This window comes from Streptomyces sp. NPDC001020 (assembly GCF_053599115.1).
Genome location: NZ_JBSFLQ010000034.1, coordinates 1 through 15,695, shown reverse-complemented (window position 1 = coordinate 15,695; position 15,695 = coordinate 1). Strand labels below are relative to the sequence as shown.

The 15,695-nt window shown below is 69.8% G+C and carries 19 protein-coding genes and 1 riboswitch; of the genes, 8 read left to right on the top strand and 11 right to left on the bottom strand.

Going from position 1 to position 15,695, the window contains the following annotated elements; all coding sequences use genetic code 11:
* Window positions 1-2 precede the first annotated feature (2 nt).
* Both ACWDEX_RS27595 and ACWDEX_RS27590 read left to right on the top strand, forming a co-directional pair.
* A complete protein-coding gene (locus ACWDEX_RS27595) occupies window positions 3-692 on the top strand; it encodes a BPL-N domain-containing protein (RefSeq protein WP_450466877.1) in 690 nt (229 codons plus the stop codon).
* A gap of 345 nt (window positions 693-1,037) precedes the next feature.
* Window positions 1,038-1,562, top strand: coding sequence for a hypothetical protein (locus ACWDEX_RS27590; RefSeq protein WP_450466876.1), 525 nt, complete (start codon window positions 1,038-1,040; stop codon window positions 1,560-1,562).
* A 103-nt stretch (window positions 1,563-1,665) separates the two neighbouring features.
* Here the strand turns inward: ACWDEX_RS27590 and bla are convergent, their stop codons facing one another.
* Complete coding sequence (gene bla, locus ACWDEX_RS27585; RefSeq protein WP_450466875.1) at window positions 1,666-2,583, bottom strand: class A beta-lactamase; 918 nt, start codon at window positions 2,581-2,583, stop codon at window positions 1,666-1,668.
* A 135-nt stretch (window positions 2,584-2,718) separates the two neighbouring features.
* A riboswitch (TPP riboswitch) is annotated at window positions 2,719-2,812 on the top strand.
* Here bla and thiD point away from each other — a divergent pair.
* Complete coding sequence (gene thiD, locus ACWDEX_RS27580) at window positions 2,804-3,607, top strand: bifunctional hydroxymethylpyrimidine kinase/phosphomethylpyrimidine kinase (RefSeq protein WP_450466873.1); 804 nt, start codon at window positions 2,804-2,806, stop codon at window positions 3,605-3,607. (Overlaps the previous riboswitch by 9 nt.)
* 54 nt (window positions 3,608-3,661) lie before the next feature.
* Here the strand turns inward: thiD and lexA are convergent, their stop codons facing one another.
* Window positions 3,662-4,333 (bottom strand): transcriptional repressor LexA, encoded by a 672-nt coding sequence (lexA, locus tag ACWDEX_RS27575; RefSeq protein WP_450466871.1) that lies wholly within the window; start codon window positions 4,331-4,333, stop codon window positions 3,662-3,664.
* A 274-nt stretch (window positions 4,334-4,607) separates the two neighbouring features.
* Here lexA and ACWDEX_RS27570 point away from each other — a divergent pair, with 274 nt between their 5' ends.
* Entirely contained in the window at window positions 4,608-4,811 is a 204-nt protein-coding gene (locus tag ACWDEX_RS27570) for an antitoxin (protein ID WP_450466870.1), read from the top strand.
* Between the two features lie 74 nt (window positions 4,812-4,885).
* Here the strand turns inward: ACWDEX_RS27570 and ACWDEX_RS27565 are convergent, their stop codons facing one another.
* Window positions 4,886-6,268: a pyridoxal phosphate-dependent decarboxylase family protein gene (locus ACWDEX_RS27565; RefSeq protein WP_450466869.1), complete on the bottom strand. Its 1,383-nt coding sequence runs from the start codon at window positions 6,266-6,268 to the stop codon at window positions 4,886-4,888.
* Window positions 6,269-6,703: 435 nt separating this feature from the next.
* Between ACWDEX_RS27565 and ACWDEX_RS27560 the strand changes: the two genes are divergently transcribed.
* A complete protein-coding gene (locus tag ACWDEX_RS27560; protein ID WP_450466868.1) occupies window positions 6,704-7,198 on the top strand; it encodes a hypothetical protein in 495 nt (164 codons plus the stop codon).
* Between the two features lie 5 nt (window positions 7,199-7,203).
* Window positions 7,204-7,632: a pyridoxamine 5'-phosphate oxidase family protein gene (locus tag ACWDEX_RS27555; protein ID WP_450466867.1), complete on the top strand. Its 429-nt coding sequence runs from the start codon at window positions 7,204-7,206 to the stop codon at window positions 7,630-7,632.
* 29 nt (window positions 7,633-7,661) lie between these two features.
* Here the strand turns inward: ACWDEX_RS27555 and ACWDEX_RS27550 are convergent, their stop codons facing one another.
* Window positions 7,662-8,138: an inorganic diphosphatase gene (locus ACWDEX_RS27550; protein WP_450466866.1), complete on the bottom strand. Its 477-nt coding sequence runs from the start codon at window positions 8,136-8,138 to the stop codon at window positions 7,662-7,664.
* 190 nt (window positions 8,139-8,328) lie between these two features.
* On the opposite strand from ACWDEX_RS27550, the gene ACWDEX_RS27545 reads away from it, so the two are divergent.
* Window positions 8,329-8,550 (top strand): hypothetical protein, encoded by a 222-nt coding sequence (locus tag ACWDEX_RS27545; RefSeq protein WP_450466865.1) that lies wholly within the window; start codon window positions 8,329-8,331, stop codon window positions 8,548-8,550.
* A 97-nt stretch (window positions 8,551-8,647) separates the two neighbouring features.
* On the opposite strand, the gene ACWDEX_RS27540 is transcribed toward ACWDEX_RS27545, so the two are convergent.
* From ACWDEX_RS27540 to ACWDEX_RS27515, 6 genes are all read right to left on the bottom strand, one after another.
* Window positions 8,648-9,658 (bottom strand): PP2C family protein-serine/threonine phosphatase, encoded by a 1,011-nt coding sequence (locus ACWDEX_RS27540; protein WP_450466954.1) that lies wholly within the window; start codon window positions 9,656-9,658, stop codon window positions 8,648-8,650.
* Between the two features lie 357 nt (window positions 9,659-10,015).
* On the bottom strand, window positions 10,016-10,465 hold the full coding sequence (locus tag ACWDEX_RS27535; protein ID WP_450466864.1) for a hypothetical protein: 450 nt from the start codon (window positions 10,463-10,465) through the stop codon (window positions 10,016-10,018).
* A 258-nt stretch (window positions 10,466-10,723) separates the two neighbouring features.
* Entirely contained in the window at window positions 10,724-12,148 is a 1,425-nt protein-coding gene (locus tag ACWDEX_RS27530) for an RtcB family protein (protein ID WP_450466863.1), read from the bottom strand.
* 87 nt (window positions 12,149-12,235) lie between these two features.
* Entirely contained in the window at window positions 12,236-12,664 is a 429-nt protein-coding gene (locus tag ACWDEX_RS27525; protein WP_450466861.1) for a DUF2267 domain-containing protein, read from the bottom strand.
* Window positions 12,665-12,992: 328 nt separating this feature from the next.
* Window positions 12,993-13,409 (bottom strand): archease, encoded by a 417-nt coding sequence (locus ACWDEX_RS27520; protein WP_450466859.1) that lies wholly within the window; start codon window positions 13,407-13,409, stop codon window positions 12,993-12,995.
* A 94-nt stretch (window positions 13,410-13,503) separates the two neighbouring features.
* Window positions 13,504-13,710, bottom strand: a complete 207-nt coding sequence (locus ACWDEX_RS27515; protein ID WP_450466858.1) for a DUF1918 domain-containing protein — start codon at window positions 13,708-13,710, stop codon at window positions 13,504-13,506.
* A 259-nt stretch (window positions 13,711-13,969) separates the two neighbouring features.
* Here ACWDEX_RS27515 and ACWDEX_RS27510 point away from each other — a divergent pair, with 259 nt between their 5' ends.
* Complete coding sequence (locus ACWDEX_RS27510) at window positions 13,970-15,076, top strand: baeRF2 domain-containing protein (protein WP_450466857.1); 1,107 nt, start codon at window positions 13,970-13,972, stop codon at window positions 15,074-15,076.
* A gap of 48 nt (window positions 15,077-15,124) precedes the next feature.
* Here the strand turns inward: ACWDEX_RS27510 and ACWDEX_RS27505 are convergent, their stop codons facing one another.
* Window positions 15,125-15,415 (bottom strand): hypothetical protein, encoded by a 291-nt coding sequence (locus ACWDEX_RS27505; RefSeq protein ID WP_450466855.1) that lies wholly within the window; start codon window positions 15,413-15,415, stop codon window positions 15,125-15,127.
* Window positions 15,416-15,695: the final 280 nt, after the last annotated feature.

The following is a 15,695-nucleotide window of genomic DNA, read 5'->3' as shown; positions in this document are numbered from 1 at the left end:
GTATGGCGAACCACGAGGTGTCTGGCGAGAGGGACCGCCCGCTCGCGCTCGTGTACCGGGGGCCGGCCTCGTCGCCCGGTTGCCCCGAGGCGGTCGCGGAACTGCTCGCCGCCGCCCCCTGGGACTTGGACGTCCGTTTCACCGGGCCGCACGAGGAACTGCCACTGACGGCCGAGTCGCTGTCCCGGGCCCTGGTGTACGCCCAACCGGGCGGCGGCACGCTCTCCCCCGCCTACCGGAAGCTGCGGCGGCAGCGCGACGCGATCCGTGACTTCGTCCGGGGAGGCGGACGTTACCTGGGCTTCTGCCTGGGCGCCTATCTGGCCGGCGCCACCCCCGGGTTCGATCTGCTGCCGGGCGACAGCGACCAGTACATCTCCGCACCGGGGTGCACGGTCCACCACGACGGCAACACACTGGTCGAGGTGGTGTGGCGAGGCCTGCCCCGCACCGTCTTCTTCCAGGACGGGCCCTACTTCGTCCTCGACGAGGGCGCGGACGCGAAAGTCCTGGCGACCTATCCGAACGGTATGCCCGCTGCGATGGTGGCCCGGTTCGGAGCCGGCCGCGTGGGCGTCACAGGGCCGCACCCGGAGGCCACCGACGACTGGTTCACCGACTACGCCCTCCCGGTCCATCGCACCCGGGACCTGGCGCTGGACCTCGTGAAATCGGTGCTCGAGGAAGAATGACCGCGGCGCCCGGCGCCGACTCCCCCGAGGGCACACCCGGTTTCGTCCCCGGACGCGTCAGTTCTGCTTGATCGCGGAGAGTCGAGCGTCAGCTTGATCTCGTCCGAGACCAGTACGCCACCCGCCTCCGAGGCATGCCGGAGAACGTGCTCCTCGGGCAGGGCGCGGGCCGTGCTGTAGGGGGACTGGCGCCTTACGGAGGTCAAACTTCTGGCGTCAGGGCCGTGATGCCGAGTTGCCCTGTCCCACCCTCTGGCGGACGCGCCCAGCCTCGGGCACCATCTCCCTGCACCACCTGCCCAGCCGCCCCTCACGAAGCACGGCCCGACCGCAGGAAGGTCCCCCATGAAGATCCGCTCCGCCCTCACGGCTCTCGCGCTGACCGTCGCCCCCGGGCTCGCCGTCCTGAGCGGCGCCGGTGACGCCCTAGCCGCCCAGGACGGTGCCCAGGCCGTCACCGTCACCAAGATTTCCCACGCCACCGCCACCTCGATGTTCAGCTCGGTCGGCATCACCTGGTCGTCCTCCGGTAACTGCTCCAACCGGAACGTCTCGACCTGCACGTCCTTCGACCAGCTCAACCTCTCCACCGCCCAGGGCGCCCAGACCCTCAAGCGGGCTTCCGGCTGTGCGCTGAACATCACCGGCGGTACCGAGACGGGCCACGCCAGCGGCACCTACTCGCACTGGAACGGCTACAAGCTCGACTACGGGAAGAACACCTGCATCACCAGCTACATCAAGAACGGCTTCACCTACATCGGCCTGCGCGGCGACGGCGCGCCCCAGTACAAGTCGGGGTCGGGCAACATCTACGCCGACGAGGGCAACCACTGGGACGTCCTCTACTACAACTGCGGAGGCTGCTGACCCCACTGGCCGCGTACGTGCCTGTGTACAGCGACCCCGGCGGCGACCGTGCCCACGGCCGCCGCCGAGTACTCCGCACCACGCCGAACCGGGCGAGGCTCGGTCAGGTGAGATCCGAGACGACCCGCCTGGTGGCTTCGGCGATCAGGGACTCCCGGGGAGGAGTGTCGTATCCGGGTCGGTCGGACATGATGGCCACCACGAGCGGGGCGCCGCCGGGCGGCCACACGATGGCGATGTCGTTGGCCCGGCCGTAGTCCCCGGTGCCGGTCTTGTCGGCCACCGTCCATCCCCGGGGAAGCCCGGCCCGGATGCGCCGGGCGCCGGTGGTGTTGCGTTCGAGCCAGTCCTTGAGCTGGGCGCGTCTGTCCGCGCTCAGCGCGTCGCCGACCACCAGTCTGTGGTAGTCGGCGGCGATCGCCCGGGGAGTGGTGGTGTCGCGCGGGTCCCGCGGGCCGCGTCTGTTCAGCTCGGGCTCGTAGCCGTCCATCCGGCTGCGGGTGTCGCCGAGTCCGCGCAGGAAGGCGGTCAACTGCGGCGGACCGCCGATGTCGCGCACCAAGAGGTTGGCAGCCGTGCCGTCGCTGTATCGGATGGCGGCATCACACAGTTGCCCGATGGTCATGCCGGTCGCGATGTGGTCCTTGGTGATCGGCGAGATGGAGTTGACGTCGGCCTTGGTGTAGGTGACGTGCTTGTCCAGGTGGCTGAGTGGGTTTCGGTGCAGGACCGCCGCCGCGGCGAGTGTCTTGAAGGTGGAGCAGAACGCGAAACGCTCGTCGGCACGGTAGGTGACGGTGGCGCCGCTTCCGGTCGCCAGGGCGTACACGCCCAGACGGGCACCGTGCTTGCGTTCGAGCGCCGCGAACCGCCCATCATCCTGGGATGGGGAAGGGCGATGCCCCGCCATCGGGGTCACCCTGGACGCCGAGCGGTCACCTGCGCCGCATCCCGCCAGTGGCAGGAGAGCCGCGGCCACCAGTAGCGCGCGGCGGGACGGGACGGACTGTTCGAAGGACAAGCGGCGTCACCTGCTTTCGCTTGTCTGGACTCAACGCGATCACCTGCGCGAAGTTACGCACAACATCGACGGCCGCTCGGACCAGAGCCGCTCCGTGGTCGGCCGATCGACCACCTCTGATGCTCTGTTACCGTGGGGCGCGACGCGGGGTGCCCGAACACGGGCTGAGATCACACCCGTTGAACCTGATCTAGTTCGGACTAGCGAAGGGACGTCGTCGATGACTCCTGTTCCCAAGGTGCTGTCGATCGCCGGCACCGATCCCAGCGGTGGCGCGGGAATCCAGGGCGATCTGAAGACCTTCTCGGCCCTCGGCGGCTACGGCATGGCGGTGGTCACCGGGTTGGTCGCACAGACGACCACCGGCGTGCGCGAGATACTCACGGTGCCGGCGGCCTTCGTCCGCACCCAGTTGGACACGTTGCTGACCGACGTCCCCGCGGACGCGGTGAAGATCGGCATGCTGGGCGAGGCGTCGGTCGTCCACGCCGTGGCCGAGGCACTGGACCGGTTCGCCCCTGCGTACGTGGTGCTCGACCCGGTCATGGTGGCCAAGAGTGGCGACCGACTGCTGGCAGCGGACGCGGTGGCCGCGTTGCGTGACGTACTCGTCCCCCGTGCCGACCTGATCACGCCGAACCTGCCCGAGGCCGCGGACCTGCTGGGCGCCCGGCAGGCCACCAGCGTCGCGGAGATGCACGAACAGGTACGACGGCTGCACGCCCTCGGGGCCCGGCGAGTGCTGTTGAAAGGCGGCCATCTCGACGACGGCACCTGTGTGGACGTACTCAGCACCGGCGAAGGCCCCGTCGAGATCGCCGCGCCGCGGGTCGCGACCCGCCACACTCACGGCACCGGCTGCACCCTGTCCTCGGCGATCGCGGCGCTGCGGCCGCGCCGTTCGGACTGGCTCACAGCCGCCCGGGAGGCCAAGGACTACCTGACCGGCGCCCTGCGAGCCGCCGACATGCTGCATGTCGGGCACGGTCACGGGCCGGTCCACCACTTCCACGCGCTCTGGTGAGACCAGGAGCGCGAAGGCCACGACGCACCGCCGCCCACGAGAACCCTGCACGACTCAAAGCAGCCGCAGCACGCTCACGACCTTGCCGAGGATCTGCGCCTGGTCGCCGGGGATCGGCTCGTAGGCCGGATTGTGAGGCATGAGCCACACCTGCCCGTCCCGTCGGCGCAGTTGCTTGACGGTGGCCTCGTCGTCGAGGAGCGCGGCGACGATATCGCCGTGGTCTGCGCTGTCCTGGCGGCGCACCGTGACGATGTCACCGTCACAGATCGCCGCGTCGACCATGCTGTCACCGGACACGGTGAGGGCGAACAGATCGCCCTCACCGACCAGTTGGCGTGGCAGCGGATAGACGTCCTCGACCATCTCCTCGGCGAGCAGGGGCGCGCCGGCGGCGATCCGTCCCACCAGTGGCACTTCCACCGGAGGCTCGGCTCTTGCGTCCAGATCGGGGGCCCAGGAAGGACGCACCTGGTAGGCGCGCGGCCGGTTGGGGTCGCGGTACAGGATCCCCTTGCGCTCGAGGACCATCAACTGGTGCGCGACCGAGGAGGTACTCGCCAGGTTCACGGCCCGCCCGATCTCCCGCATCGACGGTGGATAGCCCTGCCGCTCGACCGTGTCCGTGATGAACCGGACGATATTCTCCTGACGGGGTGTCAGCTTGCCTTCCACGGCTCCGCTGCCCGGCGGCCGCCCTCGGCGTACTGGCGGGCTGCTCTCCATCCTCGGCACCTCCGTACAAGATCTCGCGGAAATTGACCCTATCCCGCCTTCCCCGCAAGTGGAACACACTCCTTCGGACCACCAGTCCAACCGGCTTCAAGCGTGCCGACCCGGCGGTCGGCTTTCCTCTACCGTGCACACCATGCGCTGTTTCTTGTCCGCCACACACGCATGGGATCATGTTCCAGTGCCTTGGCACCTGGCTCGATCGGTAGAGCCGCCGCTTGGCCTGGAAACCGGTGCGCAGACCGCATCGCCGAAGGAGGACAGCCTGATGTTCGATGCTCTGAAGAACCTCAAGAACAAGGCGGAAGAGCTCGCCGAAACCCACGGTGAGACCATCAGCCAGGGGCTGGCGAAGGTCGGCGACCTCATCGACGACAAGACCGACCGCAAGTACAGCGACAAGATCGACACTGGTGTGGAGAAGGCCCAGGGCTTCGTCGAACGAATGGGTGAGAAGAAGACGTCGGACTGACCCGGCCACGTCCGTTGATCCGGCGGCGAGTCACAACGCGCACCGGAAATCGGGCAGTCGACGCGGGCTCGTGCTCATGGCCTCCCCAGAGCGTTGCGCAGTGCCGCGACGACGCGACGGGTGTCCGCCTCGGTGGTACGCCAGTTGCTGAACGCGGCGCGCAACGCGGGCAAGCCCTCGTGGATGGTGGGGGTGAGGAAGACCTCGTCGGCCAGCCGGTCGGCGAGCGCGGCAAGACGATCCGGGGTGGGATTGTCGGCGAGGGTGAAGCAGACCACGTTGAGGCGGACCGGTGCGAGGAGCCGCAGGGACGGCATGGTGTCGATGGCGTCGCCCAGGGCGCGGGCGCAGGCGATGCAGCGTTCGACGATCTCACGATGGCCCTCACGTCCGTAGGCGCGCAGGGTGAACCAGGCGGCCAGCGCCCGCAGGCGGTGGGAGTTCTCCGGGGTGAGGTGCACCGTGTCGGGGGTGTCGCCGAGCGGGCCGAGGTAAGCAGCCGCGTTCCGGAAGACAGCCGTCTGTAGATCGCGGCGGCGGGTGAACTGCACCGCGCTGTCGTAGGGCACGTTCAGCCACTTGTGCAGATCGACACAGATCGAGTCGGCCAGGTCGAGTCCGGCGACCAGGTGCGCGTGTTCCGGGGAGAGTGCGGCGAAGGCGCCGAAGGCCGCGTCCACGTGCAGCCAGAAGTCGTGACGGTTCCGCAATTCGGCCAGTGCGCGCAGATCGTCGAAGTCGACCGTGTTGACTGTGCCGGCGTTGGCCACCACGACGCAGGGGCCGTCCGCCTGTCGCAGCGCGTCTTCGAGCGCGGCGGGGTCGACCGCCTCCCGCCCGGGGAGCGTGTCCACCGGGACCAGGGCGCTGCGCCCCAGGCCCAGCATCGACAGCGCCTTCGGGACGCTCGAATGCGCCGCCCCCGACAGCACCCGCACCGCGCCGAGAGCCCGTGCCCCGTCCTCGGCCGGCGAGACGCCGAGCCGCTCGCCCAGCCATTCCCGGGCGATCGCCAGACCGACGGTGTTGGACATGGTCGCACCGCTGACGAAGACTCCGTGATGGGCGTCGGGCAGACCGAACAGGTCCCGCAGCCAACCGGTCGTCTCCCGCTCCAGGGCCTGCCCCGCACCGTCCAGCGACGAGTTGGCGTTCTGGTCCCAGGTGGAGGTCAGCCAGTCCCCGACGAGCGCGGCCGGCGTCGCACCGCCGGTGACGAACCCGAGATAGCGCGGTCCGGCGCTCGACGACAGGCTTGGTTCCCAGCGCTCCGCAAACTCCTCCAGCGCCATGCGCAGCCCCTGCCCCCGTACGGGCAGCGGAACCTCCTGTGGAACAAGGGCGCGGGGGACGACCTCTCGTTCGTCGACGGCGTCCAGCACAGCGGCGGCGTGCCGGCGGACGGTCTCCAGCAAGGCGGGAAGGTCATCTCGGTCTGCGGCAAGGCACGGATACACGGGCAGGCTCCGTTCGTCTCGGTGATCAAGAGCGACGGTAGGCGGGCCGTCGTGCGAGCGCCTGGTCCAATTTCAGAGAACTGGACTGGTACAGAGGGAAGACGATCAGCCGCTACGGGCCCTGAGGCCCTGGCGACGCACGGCAAGGCAAGCGCCGAACCGGCTGTCGACCGCCGCGGTGAGGTGGTCCACGTACGGTTCGGGACTTCTTCCTGGCAGGCGCATGCGCGCGAACCGGGAGCCCCCGGAACGAGGGCACGGGGAGGACTTCTGCGGCAAGGGGCCGACCGGCCCCGGATGCACCCCTGTTGGCCGGTGGACTCCTCTTCTTCGGGCCGGGAGGGTTCAGGTGTTCCCGTGAGCGGCCGCTTCCCATTCCGTACGACCGTGCCGGAACAGGTTCGGCGCGGGGAAGCGGAGGAAGGACTGCCGTAAGTGATCGCTGTCGTGGGTCACCCCGATCTCACCGCGCCCACCCTGGCGATGCTGGAGGAGGAGCTGAGGCGGCGTCTGGTCGGCTTCGCGCGGGCGGGACGGTCCGGGCTGGTGCATGCCGGTCGGGGACTGCCGGTCGCCTTCGGTAGGGCGGCCCGTGCCGCGGGCCTGCCGCTGGTGACCGTACTGCCCTCCAGAAGTGGTGTGCCAGCGGTACTGGAGGAGGACGACCTCAAGGCGGCTGGGGAGCTGCTGGTGTTGTCGGAGCAGGTGAGACTGCTGGAGTACGACCCGGCCGACCGTGGCGCCTGTGTCGGCGCGGACGAGAGCGTACTGCGCGCCTGCGGTCGTCTGCTGGCGGTGTGGGACGGCTCGCCGTCCAACGGCCGGGACGCGACGGCGCACCTGGTCGCCTACGCTCGCAGCAGCGGCGTGGACGTCGATGTGTTCTGGCCCTCCGGCGCGAGGCGCATGTCACTGGAAGAGCTGTCGTGAAACCTGTGTCGTCACAACCCGGCGCGTCGACGCACATGGTGGAGCTGGACCGCGACGAGGCCCTGAAACTGCTGGGCACGGTACAGATGGGCCGGGTGGCCTTCACCGATCAGGCCCTGCCGGCGATCCGTCCGGTCAACCATGTGGTGGGGGGCGACGGCACCATCGTGATCCGCACGCACACCGGCTCCACGCTTCTGGGGCACTCCCTGGCCTCCGAGGTCGTGGCCTATGAGGCCGACCGGATCGATCCGGTCACGCGCACCGGCTGGAGCGTCGTGGTCACCGGCGTGGCGTCAAGGGTGACCGCCCCCGACGACGTGGCCCACTACCGTCGACTGCTCGTCCCCTGGGTCAACGCGGAGATGGCGCATGTGGTGCGCATCGTTCCGGAACTGGTGACGGGCTACCGCCTTTGCGCGGAACCCTCGTAGCTTGCGGACACGGCCTTCTGGGACAGCCCTCAGTCGAGGCATCCGGTGAGCCGCTCATAGGCGCGGTGGGCCTCGGCCAGCAGGCGCTCGGCCTCGGTGCGGGGCCCGCAGTCGGTGATCTTGTAGGAGGTCCGAGGCTGCAAGCGGGCCAGGACAGCGGCCCAGGCGTCGAGGGCCGCGGGCCGACGAGTCGGGTCTTCGGCCCCTCCCAGGTCGACGAAGCGGGGATCCTCCGCCACGCACAGCAGCACGGGGGCGACCGTCGCGGACTGTGGGGCGGCCAGGTGAAGGACGGCCAGCGGCAGGGCCGGCACGGTGGCGCCGGGTAGCGCGGGTTCGGGCATCAGTACCAGGGCGTCCAGCGGACGGCCGTCGTCGAGGGTGTCGGGTACGCTGCCGTGCCCGACCGGCCAGCCGCCGGAGGTGAGCCGGCTGGACTCCACATCGCCGATGGTGCGGAGGGCGGAGGAAGCGGTGGCGTCGATGTCGACGGTGATCCCGGGCATGTCCCTGACCTCCTCAGACGCGGGCTGGCCAGAAGCTGGTGACCAGCGGCACCCAGGGGTGCGGTCGGCGGCGAGCCCCATCGCCGCATACCGGCAGTCTCCCGCCGCCCTACCGATGCGGCAACCATGGGCCATGGCGTCAGCGGACCTGGCCCTTGTCGGGCCGTCGAGGGCGGCGCATGGTAGTCGTATGAGAGGGCGCCGTCCACCTGTGGTCGTGCTACCGCCATCGCCGGACGGTGGCCGGCGGGTGACGATCCACGGCGAGCGCATGGGCACCGCGTACAGCCTGTTCGACGTGCTGGACTTCCTGCATCGCGCCGGGCTGCCCGCCACCAACACGGCCGTCGACGACCCGGAACTGATCGAGTGGCGCGGCGGCGGACCGTACGACTGGAACAACTCCCCCTAGTGCCGGGAAAGGGGGTCATCCAGGCGGGCAGGTCTACCGGGACAGGTGACTGCCCGCCGACCCGTCCCGGATACGAGACGGTCGCCTCCCGGTCGCGTCACCGGTACCGCAGCAGAAGCATGGCCGCGTCGTCGTTGAGGGGGCAGCCCATGTGCTGCAGCAGGTCCTGCCGCAGGGTCTCCAGCGCCGCCTCGGGGTCGTTCTCCTTCAGCAGGTGGGAGCGCTCGGGAAGCGGGTAGAAGCGCCCCTCGTCGTTGCGGGCCTCGATGACTCCGTCGGTGTACAGCAGGAGTTGGTCGCCCGGGAGGAACTCGGCGTGATACGGCTCCGGTTGTGGCGTTCCGTAGCTGCCCAGTCCGAGGGGCAGCGCGAAGGCAGGCGGTTCGGGAAGCTCCACCGCGCCGTCGGCGCGGATCAGCATGGGTGCGGGATGGCCGAAGTTGAGGAATGTGACCCGGTGCGCGCTCACCTCGGCCAGGACCGCGGTGACGAACTTCTCGCCCTCCCACTGCCGGTCCACGGCCCTCTCCAGCCTGCGCCCCACCTGTACCAGGTCCGTCTCGTCCGGCGCCGCTTCGCGGAAGGCACCGAGGACCACCGCCGCGGTCTCCACCGCCTCCAGTCCCTTGCCCTGCACATCGCCCACGATCACCCGCACGCCCTGCGGTGTGACGACCACCTCGTACAGGTCGCCACCGATACGCGCCTCAGCGACGGCGGACATGTAGGAGACTGCCGCCCGCAGGCGCCCGGCCAGCCGGGGCACGGGCTTCAGCAGCACCCGCTGGGCGGCTTCGGCGATCGAGCGGACGCTGTCCAGCTCCGCCTGTCGTTGCCGGCGCATGGACACGGCCACCAGACCGGCCGCCGTGACGCCGACGACCGAGGCGAGCGTCATCGAGCCGCGCCGAACGTCCAACAGGTCGTCGTACCAACTGAGCACGACGCTGAGCAGCAGCGCGATCGCTCCGATACACAGAGTGCGCTTCCTGCCACCCACGAGCGAGGCGAAGGCGGGCCCCAGGGACACCAACGGCACAAACCCCATCGCGGATCCGGCGGCGATGTCGACGACGGCGACCGACGCCATCATCACGAAGGGCAGCATGGACAGAGCCGTCAGACGGCGGTTCTTCGCGGACACGTCATCCTCCAGCACCGGGCAGCGGCCGACCCCGGACCGGGGCGGGACAGGCCGCCGAAGCCCCTCCCCCGACGCCTGGCGTCGAACAGGATTATCGTGACAGGCCTGTCCACCAGGCGCTATCAAGGGGCGAACTCGGCACGTCAGAAGCATTCTTCGGCTATCGTGCGCACCGACGGTCCAGGATCGTTCTTCCCCTGCCGTCGGTACTTTCATTCCCCCGACGACGAGGTCGCTTGCTCGCTGACGGCCCACCACACGCACTGGGTTGGACGTCCCAAGCAGGGGCGATGGTGTGGCGGGTTTCGATGCGTTCTCGCCCTATCCGTTTTCGGCGCCCGGCACCCGCAACGCGAACCAGCCGACCTTGCGACCGAACAGCCACACCAGGCCCAGGTACAGGTCCGGACTCGCTTGCCGGATCTCGTCCCGAACACCCTGAGCCAGCAGGGAAGTTCGGGAGTAGTCGACAACGATGCAATCCTGACCGTCCAGTTGGCTCGGCCCCGCCCCGACAGTGCCGACGACGGCAAGCATGTCCAGCGGCGTGAGCCGGTTGCTCAGATGGCCGTCCGGGCTGAACAGCTTGCCGCGCCACAGATTCAGTCCCACGAACACGGCGAGCAAGCGGGCCCCGACACTCCCCGCCCACGGGAGGATGGCCGTACCCTCCATCGGACCATTGGGTACCTCACCAGGCGGACTCTTCCTGAAGAGCTCTTCGAGTTCCTCTTCTCCAGCCTTGAGCAGCCCGATCTCATCGAGTACCACGGTCGTCCTCCTGGCCATCGTCCCAGCCGTCACCCAGCCCCGGCTCTGACCGCGGAAGCACCCGGAACAGGGGCCTGTGTACCCGGGTGGTGACCGGCATCCCCGAGGACGACGGCTTCGACCACAGGAGAACCGCTCCATGCGATCCGCTGCCAGCTCCACCATGAGCTCGGTCGGCACGGGCCACCACCGCTGGTGCGCTGAACGGCTGCACCGGTAGGCCACCGAGGTGGTCCCGGGCCCGTGCGCAGGCAATCGTCAGCCCTTGACGACTCCGAGCGGCACCAAGCGGGCCACCAGGCGGGCCAGCCCCGCTCCCTCGGTGGCACGGGCGACCGCGTCGACGTCCTTGTAGGCGTCAGGGGCCTCTTCCGCGAGCCCACGCCAGGAGGACGGCCGCACGGAGATGCCCCGTGACTCCAGCTCGCCTCGCAACTGCTCACCGCGGACCTGGCGCAGCGCCTGGTGGCGGCTCCAGACACGCCCCGCGCCGTGGGCGGAGGACCAGAAGGCGTCATTGCCATCCGCGCCGACCATCACATACGAGGCGGTGCCCATCGTGCCGGGCACCAGCACTGGATGCCCGGATTCCGCGAGGCCCTCCGGCAGCGCCGGGTGGCCGGGCGGCAGCGCGAGGGTGGCGCCCTTGCGATGGACGCACAACCGGCGCGGTACGCCGTCCACGTCATGGGTTTCGATCTTGGCGGTGTTGTGCGAGACGTCGTAGACCAGGTCGAGTCCCGCCCCGGCGGCGACGGTGAAGGCGTGGCGCGCGGCCTGGCCGAGCAGTTGCCGGTTGGCGCGGCCGTAGTTGGCGGCGGCCGCCATCGCCCCGAGATAGGCGCGGCCCAGCGAGGAGACGACCGGCGCGCAGGCCAGTTGCCGGTCCGGGATCTGGATGCCGAATCCACGCAGGGCCTGGTCCATGACGCGGACGTGGTCGGTGCACACCTGGTGGCCCAGTCCGCGCGAGCCGCAATGGATCATGACGCACACCTGCTCGGCGTGCAGGCCGAAGGCGGCCGCGGTCTCGGCGTCGTACACCTCGTCGACGGCCTGTACTTCCAGGAAGTGGTTGCCCGATCCCAGACTGCCCACCTGTTGAAGCCCCCGTTCCACGGCCCGCTGCCCGACGTGCGACGGGTCGGCGCCCTCCAGTGCTCCGCGGTCCTCGCAGCGCTCAAGGTCGCGTGCCACGCCATGACCGCACTCGACCGCGTACGCGGCCCCGGCGACCAGCAGCTTCTCCATCTGGGGCCTGCCGGACAGCTTCCACAGCCCGCCACGCCCCGTCCCCCGCGGGACGGTGTCACCGAGGACATCCATCAGCGCCCGCATCCTGGGGGCCAGTGGCGTGCGGTCGATGTCGGCGGCGAGGAGCCGGACACCGCAGGAGATGTCGAATCCCACACCGCCTGGCGAGACCACTCCCCCGGCGTCGGTGTCGGTGGCGGCGACACCTCCGATCGGGAAGCCGTAACCCCAGTGCACGTCAGGCATGGCGAACGAGGCACGCACGATGCCGGGCAGGGTCGCCACGTTCACCACCTGCTCCAGCGCCTTGTCCCCGACGGCCTGCGGAAGCAGGTCCCGTGTCGCGAAGACCACCCCGGGCACCCGCATCGGGTCCTGCCGGTCCACCCGGAACCGGAACGGGCCCTCCTGCACCAGCGTGATGTCCATACCCGTCACCGCCCGTCAGTGGGTTGCCGTCCTGGCAGCGGAGCAGTCGCCTGCCCGTGCCCTGCGGGATGCGGGCCGCAGGACCGGTCAGGCCGGCTCGAGGAGGAGGGTTCGGATGCCGGTCGGGATCTGGTCCAGCGCGGCCTCCAGTTGCCCGGGAGAGACATGTTCGTGGACGGCGGCGGTGACCGCAGCGGCGATCTCGGGGACTTCCTCGACGGAGACCCTGGCCTCCTGGGAGAAACGGTTCATGTAACCCTCGCGGTCGTACTTGATCGGTACGGCGCTGGGGTCCCAGCCGTCGTAGTAGGCGCCCCGCATCAACTCGGGAAGCTGTGCGGCGAAGTGGGCGGCCACATCGACAGTGAGTCGGTCCCGGAGCGTGTGCATCCAGGTCCGCAGGACCCGGTGGGCAAGGTGGCGGTCCTCCGTTCCCAGGCTCTCGGCCACCGATTTCAGCCACACGTTCGAGGTGTGGATGGTGTGGTTGAAGTCGGATGAGTGTGTGGCGGGCATGAGTCTTCCCCTTCCGGTACGCCCGTGGAATCCGGGCGGTTCGCGGAATACGGCCCCTGGGCGGGATGGGACTTCCTGCGGCGCGGGCAGTGGTCGGCACCGCGAACGATCAGGCGATTCAGAGATGGACGGGACTGCGGGTACGCCTTCCGGCGACGTGCCTCTGTGTGGAAGCGAGGGTGCACGCGGCGGTTCCGTTCGCCCCTGCCCCGTGGCGTCCATGGTATTGCGCATGGAACCGGTCGGCAGCCGCACCGCCGACCGATGTGATCCACGCCCGTTGCACGCATGCGTGGCGGCGTGGGGGCACGGACGGCGGCAGCACCGCTCAGACATCGAGAGTCACCGCACACGTCCAGCCCTCCGGCCCCGGGCGGAAGTCCAACTCGTGCAGGGTGACCGCCTTCGGCACGGCTCCCGTCAACGGGAGCGAGTCGGTCTCTGCCATGTGCAGGCTGACGCGCAGACCGTCCGCGACCGGGACCGGTTCCATCTCGACCGGGATCTCACCCTGGGCGTCCAGCCAGTACAGAATCTCCTCGAGCAGGGCCATCAGCACGTCCTCGTCGGTGTCGCCCCGCACCAGGACGTCCCTCCGCCGGACGCCGACTGCTCCGGTCAGGTCCAGGAACGACTCGCAGACGGCCCGTACCACCTGCTGCAGGCACTCCTCACGGGTCGGGGCCCATGCCTCGACCCGCAGGTCCGCGGTGTGCGGAACACCGCGATGTCCGCTGAGTCGCATGACATCCTCCCGCCGCGTCCCAGGCCGTGCGCACAACCGACGGAGGCGAGTCGGCATGCGCACGGCGTGAGCAACGGCGCCTGCCGTGGTGCTATTACCCCTTCGGGGCGCCGCCGACCGGACGTGGCTCGACCACGCATCCGGGGCCGGGAAAGATCTCGGATTCGTGACCGTCGTCGTAGCGCACCCGGTAGGGCGGTTCCCCGTTACGGCCGAGCACTTCCACGACGGTGGCATGGTGTTCCGGCGTTCCCACGGTCCTGCCGGTGAACCGCAGCACGTCGCCTTCATGCGCCTGCATGTCGTGCACTCCTTACCTGTGGCCTGTTCAGGATGCCTCGGCCGGGCGGCTCAGGAAGAGGGGCCGATCGGGCATTCATGGGGACCATGGGCCCTGCACGCCGCTGACGAACGACTCCGGGCCGCGGAGGGGCAAGGCCCACGCGGCAGGCGCATCCTGGGAACTGGACGGTTCCCCGGCGTGACCGCCCGACCGAGCGCGTCCGACAGGTACGGCGGGCCCCGTCTCCGGAGCGTGGACAGCGTACGCAGGAGTGACGGTGAGACTCTCCTTCCTCGAACCTCTGTACAAGCAGCCCGGACCGTTCGCGTCGGTCTATCTGGACACGTCCCGAGACAGCACCGTCGACGATGCCGACGCCGCCGTGGAACGGCGCTGGCGGCACCTGCGGGACACCCTGGTGGCCGAAGGAGCGGACCAGAACTCCATCACCGCGGTGGCGGACACCGTGGGCAGCGACACGGGCGTCCCCGGCGCGCACGGGCAGGCGCTGTTCACCGCACACGGCAGGCTGGCCCTGCTGGACGAGTTGCCCGCCCCACCCGCACGGGATATGGCGCACTTCGGGACGCTGCCTGACACCATGCCGCTGATCGTCCAGCACGCGCCCGGGATCCCGTACCTGGCGGTTCACGTCCACTACCGCGGCCGTCACTCCACGGACGCCCCCGGCACCGTGCGTGTCGATGCCGAGGTCGGCACCTGGCCCCTGACCAAGGTCACGCCCGGAGAGCGGCTGCATGAGGAGATCCCCGTCACCGAGTGGCTGCGCGCTGCCGTACGGCTCGGCCGGACCCTACAGGGCCACGCCCGGCGCATCGGCGCGGAGGCCCTGGTCGTCGCAGGGGACGTCTGGGCGCGCGGCATTCTCGTCCACCGGCTTCCCCCCTCGCTGCGAGCCGCGGCCACCACCGTCAAAGGCGCCGGTGACTACCGGCCGGGTCGAGCACTGCTGGAGCGCCGGCTCGACGCTCTCTTCACCGGGCGTCTGGCGGCGCACGACCGGGCTCTTCTGGGCGCCTTCCTCACCCAGCGCGCACGCGACGGAGCGTCGGCCGAAGGCCTCGCCGCCGCTGTGTCGGCGCTGCAGCGCGGCGGGGTCAAAGCCCTCTTCCTCAACGGCCACCCCGAGTTGTCGTCGTTTCGTCTGTGGGTCGGCCCCGAACCCGGCCAGCTCGCGCTCGCCGAGCGGGAGCTGCGCTCGTACGGCGTACAGGACGTGCGCGACGAGCGCGCCGACGCGGCCCTGGTCCGTGCCCTCGTCGGCACCGGGGCAGAGCTGGTCGTGGTGCCCGAGCAGCGGTTGCGGCTCAGCGAGGGAGTGGGCGTACTGCTCCGCTACGCCGACCCCGCATCCGGTGCATGACACAGGCCTTCCGGAAGACAGCATGCCCGTGGGCCCCTTGGCCGCGCACTACCCGTGATACCTGTGGAACCGCGGAACGACGGCACCACCACCGGCCCTCACCGCTTCCACCACCGCCTGGTGCAGGTCCCTGCTGTCCCGTTCGGACGGGCAGGGCACCGGGCTTCCACTGAGGGTGAACCACTGGGAGGCACCGCTGTACTGGACCGCCACATCGGCCTGCCTGCCGTCCCAGGTGGTGTGGACGGTCAGGTCGCCGGTCACTGTCCCCGCCTCTTCGGTGCGGGCGCCGCCCCGGCCGGCGAACACTCCGGTCGTCGTCCATGATGCCCAGGGCATGACCATCAGCCTTCCTTCCTGACCGGGGGCGCCTCTCCTGGCCCCGATGCCCTCGAGTGCCGTTGCCGAGGGTCCCGGAGCAACGGCCTGCGTGTCGGCGACCGCGGCGACACCGATGCAACCGTCGCCGTGGGTGATCGCCTGCCGCGAGGGATCGGCACGGTGATCGTCCGCAGCCTGGCCCTATTTATTTAGCACGACCGTGCTATGAAGCGTTGGAGTCGAATGTAGCACGACTGTGCTATAAAAGGCCCATGCCCAAGGTGGTCGATCCCCGGAT

Coding starts and splice junctions, on each gene's coding strand:
- ACWDEX_RS27595 (WP_450466877.1), top strand. CDS start 3: ATGGCGAACCACGAGGTGTCTGGCGAGAGGGACCGCCCGCTCGCGCTC.
- ACWDEX_RS27590 (WP_450466876.1), top strand. CDS start 1,038: ATGAAGATCCGCTCCGCCCTCACGGCTCTCGCGCTGACCGTCGCCCCC.
- thiD (WP_450466873.1), top strand. CDS start 2,804: ATGACTCCTGTTCCCAAGGTGCTGTCGATCGCCGGCACCGATCCCAGC.
- lexA (WP_450466871.1), bottom strand. CDS start 4,333: ATGGAGAGCAGCCCGCCAGTACGCCGAGGGCGGCCGCCGGGCAGCGGA.
- ACWDEX_RS27570 (WP_450466870.1), top strand. CDS start 4,608: ATGTTCGATGCTCTGAAGAACCTCAAGAACAAGGCGGAAGAGCTCGCC.
- ACWDEX_RS27550 (WP_450466866.1), bottom strand. CDS start 8,138: ATGCCCGGGATCACCGTCGACATCGACGCCACCGCTTCCTCCGCCCTC.
- ACWDEX_RS27545 (WP_450466865.1), top strand. CDS start 8,329: ATGAGAGGGCGCCGTCCACCTGTGGTCGTGCTACCGCCATCGCCGGAC.
- ACWDEX_RS27540 (WP_450466954.1), bottom strand. CDS start 9,658: ATGCTGCCCTTCGTGATGATGGCGTCGGTCGCCGTCGTCGACATCGCC.
- ACWDEX_RS27530 (WP_450466863.1), bottom strand. CDS start 12,148: ATGGACATCACGCTGGTGCAGGAGGGCCCGTTCCGGTTCCGGGTGGAC.
- ACWDEX_RS27525 (WP_450466861.1), bottom strand. CDS start 12,664: ATGCCCGCCACACACTCATCCGACTTCAACCACACCATCCACACCTCG.
- ACWDEX_RS27520 (WP_450466859.1), bottom strand. CDS start 13,409: ATGCGACTCAGCGGACATCGCGGTGTTCCGCACACCGCGGACCTGCGG.
- ACWDEX_RS27515 (WP_450466858.1), bottom strand. CDS start 13,710: ATGCAGGCGCATGAAGGCGACGTGCTGCGGTTCACCGGCAGGACCGTG.
- ACWDEX_RS27505 (WP_450466855.1), bottom strand. CDS start 15,415: ATGCCCTGGGCATCATGGACGACGACCGGAGTGTTCGCCGGCCGGGGC.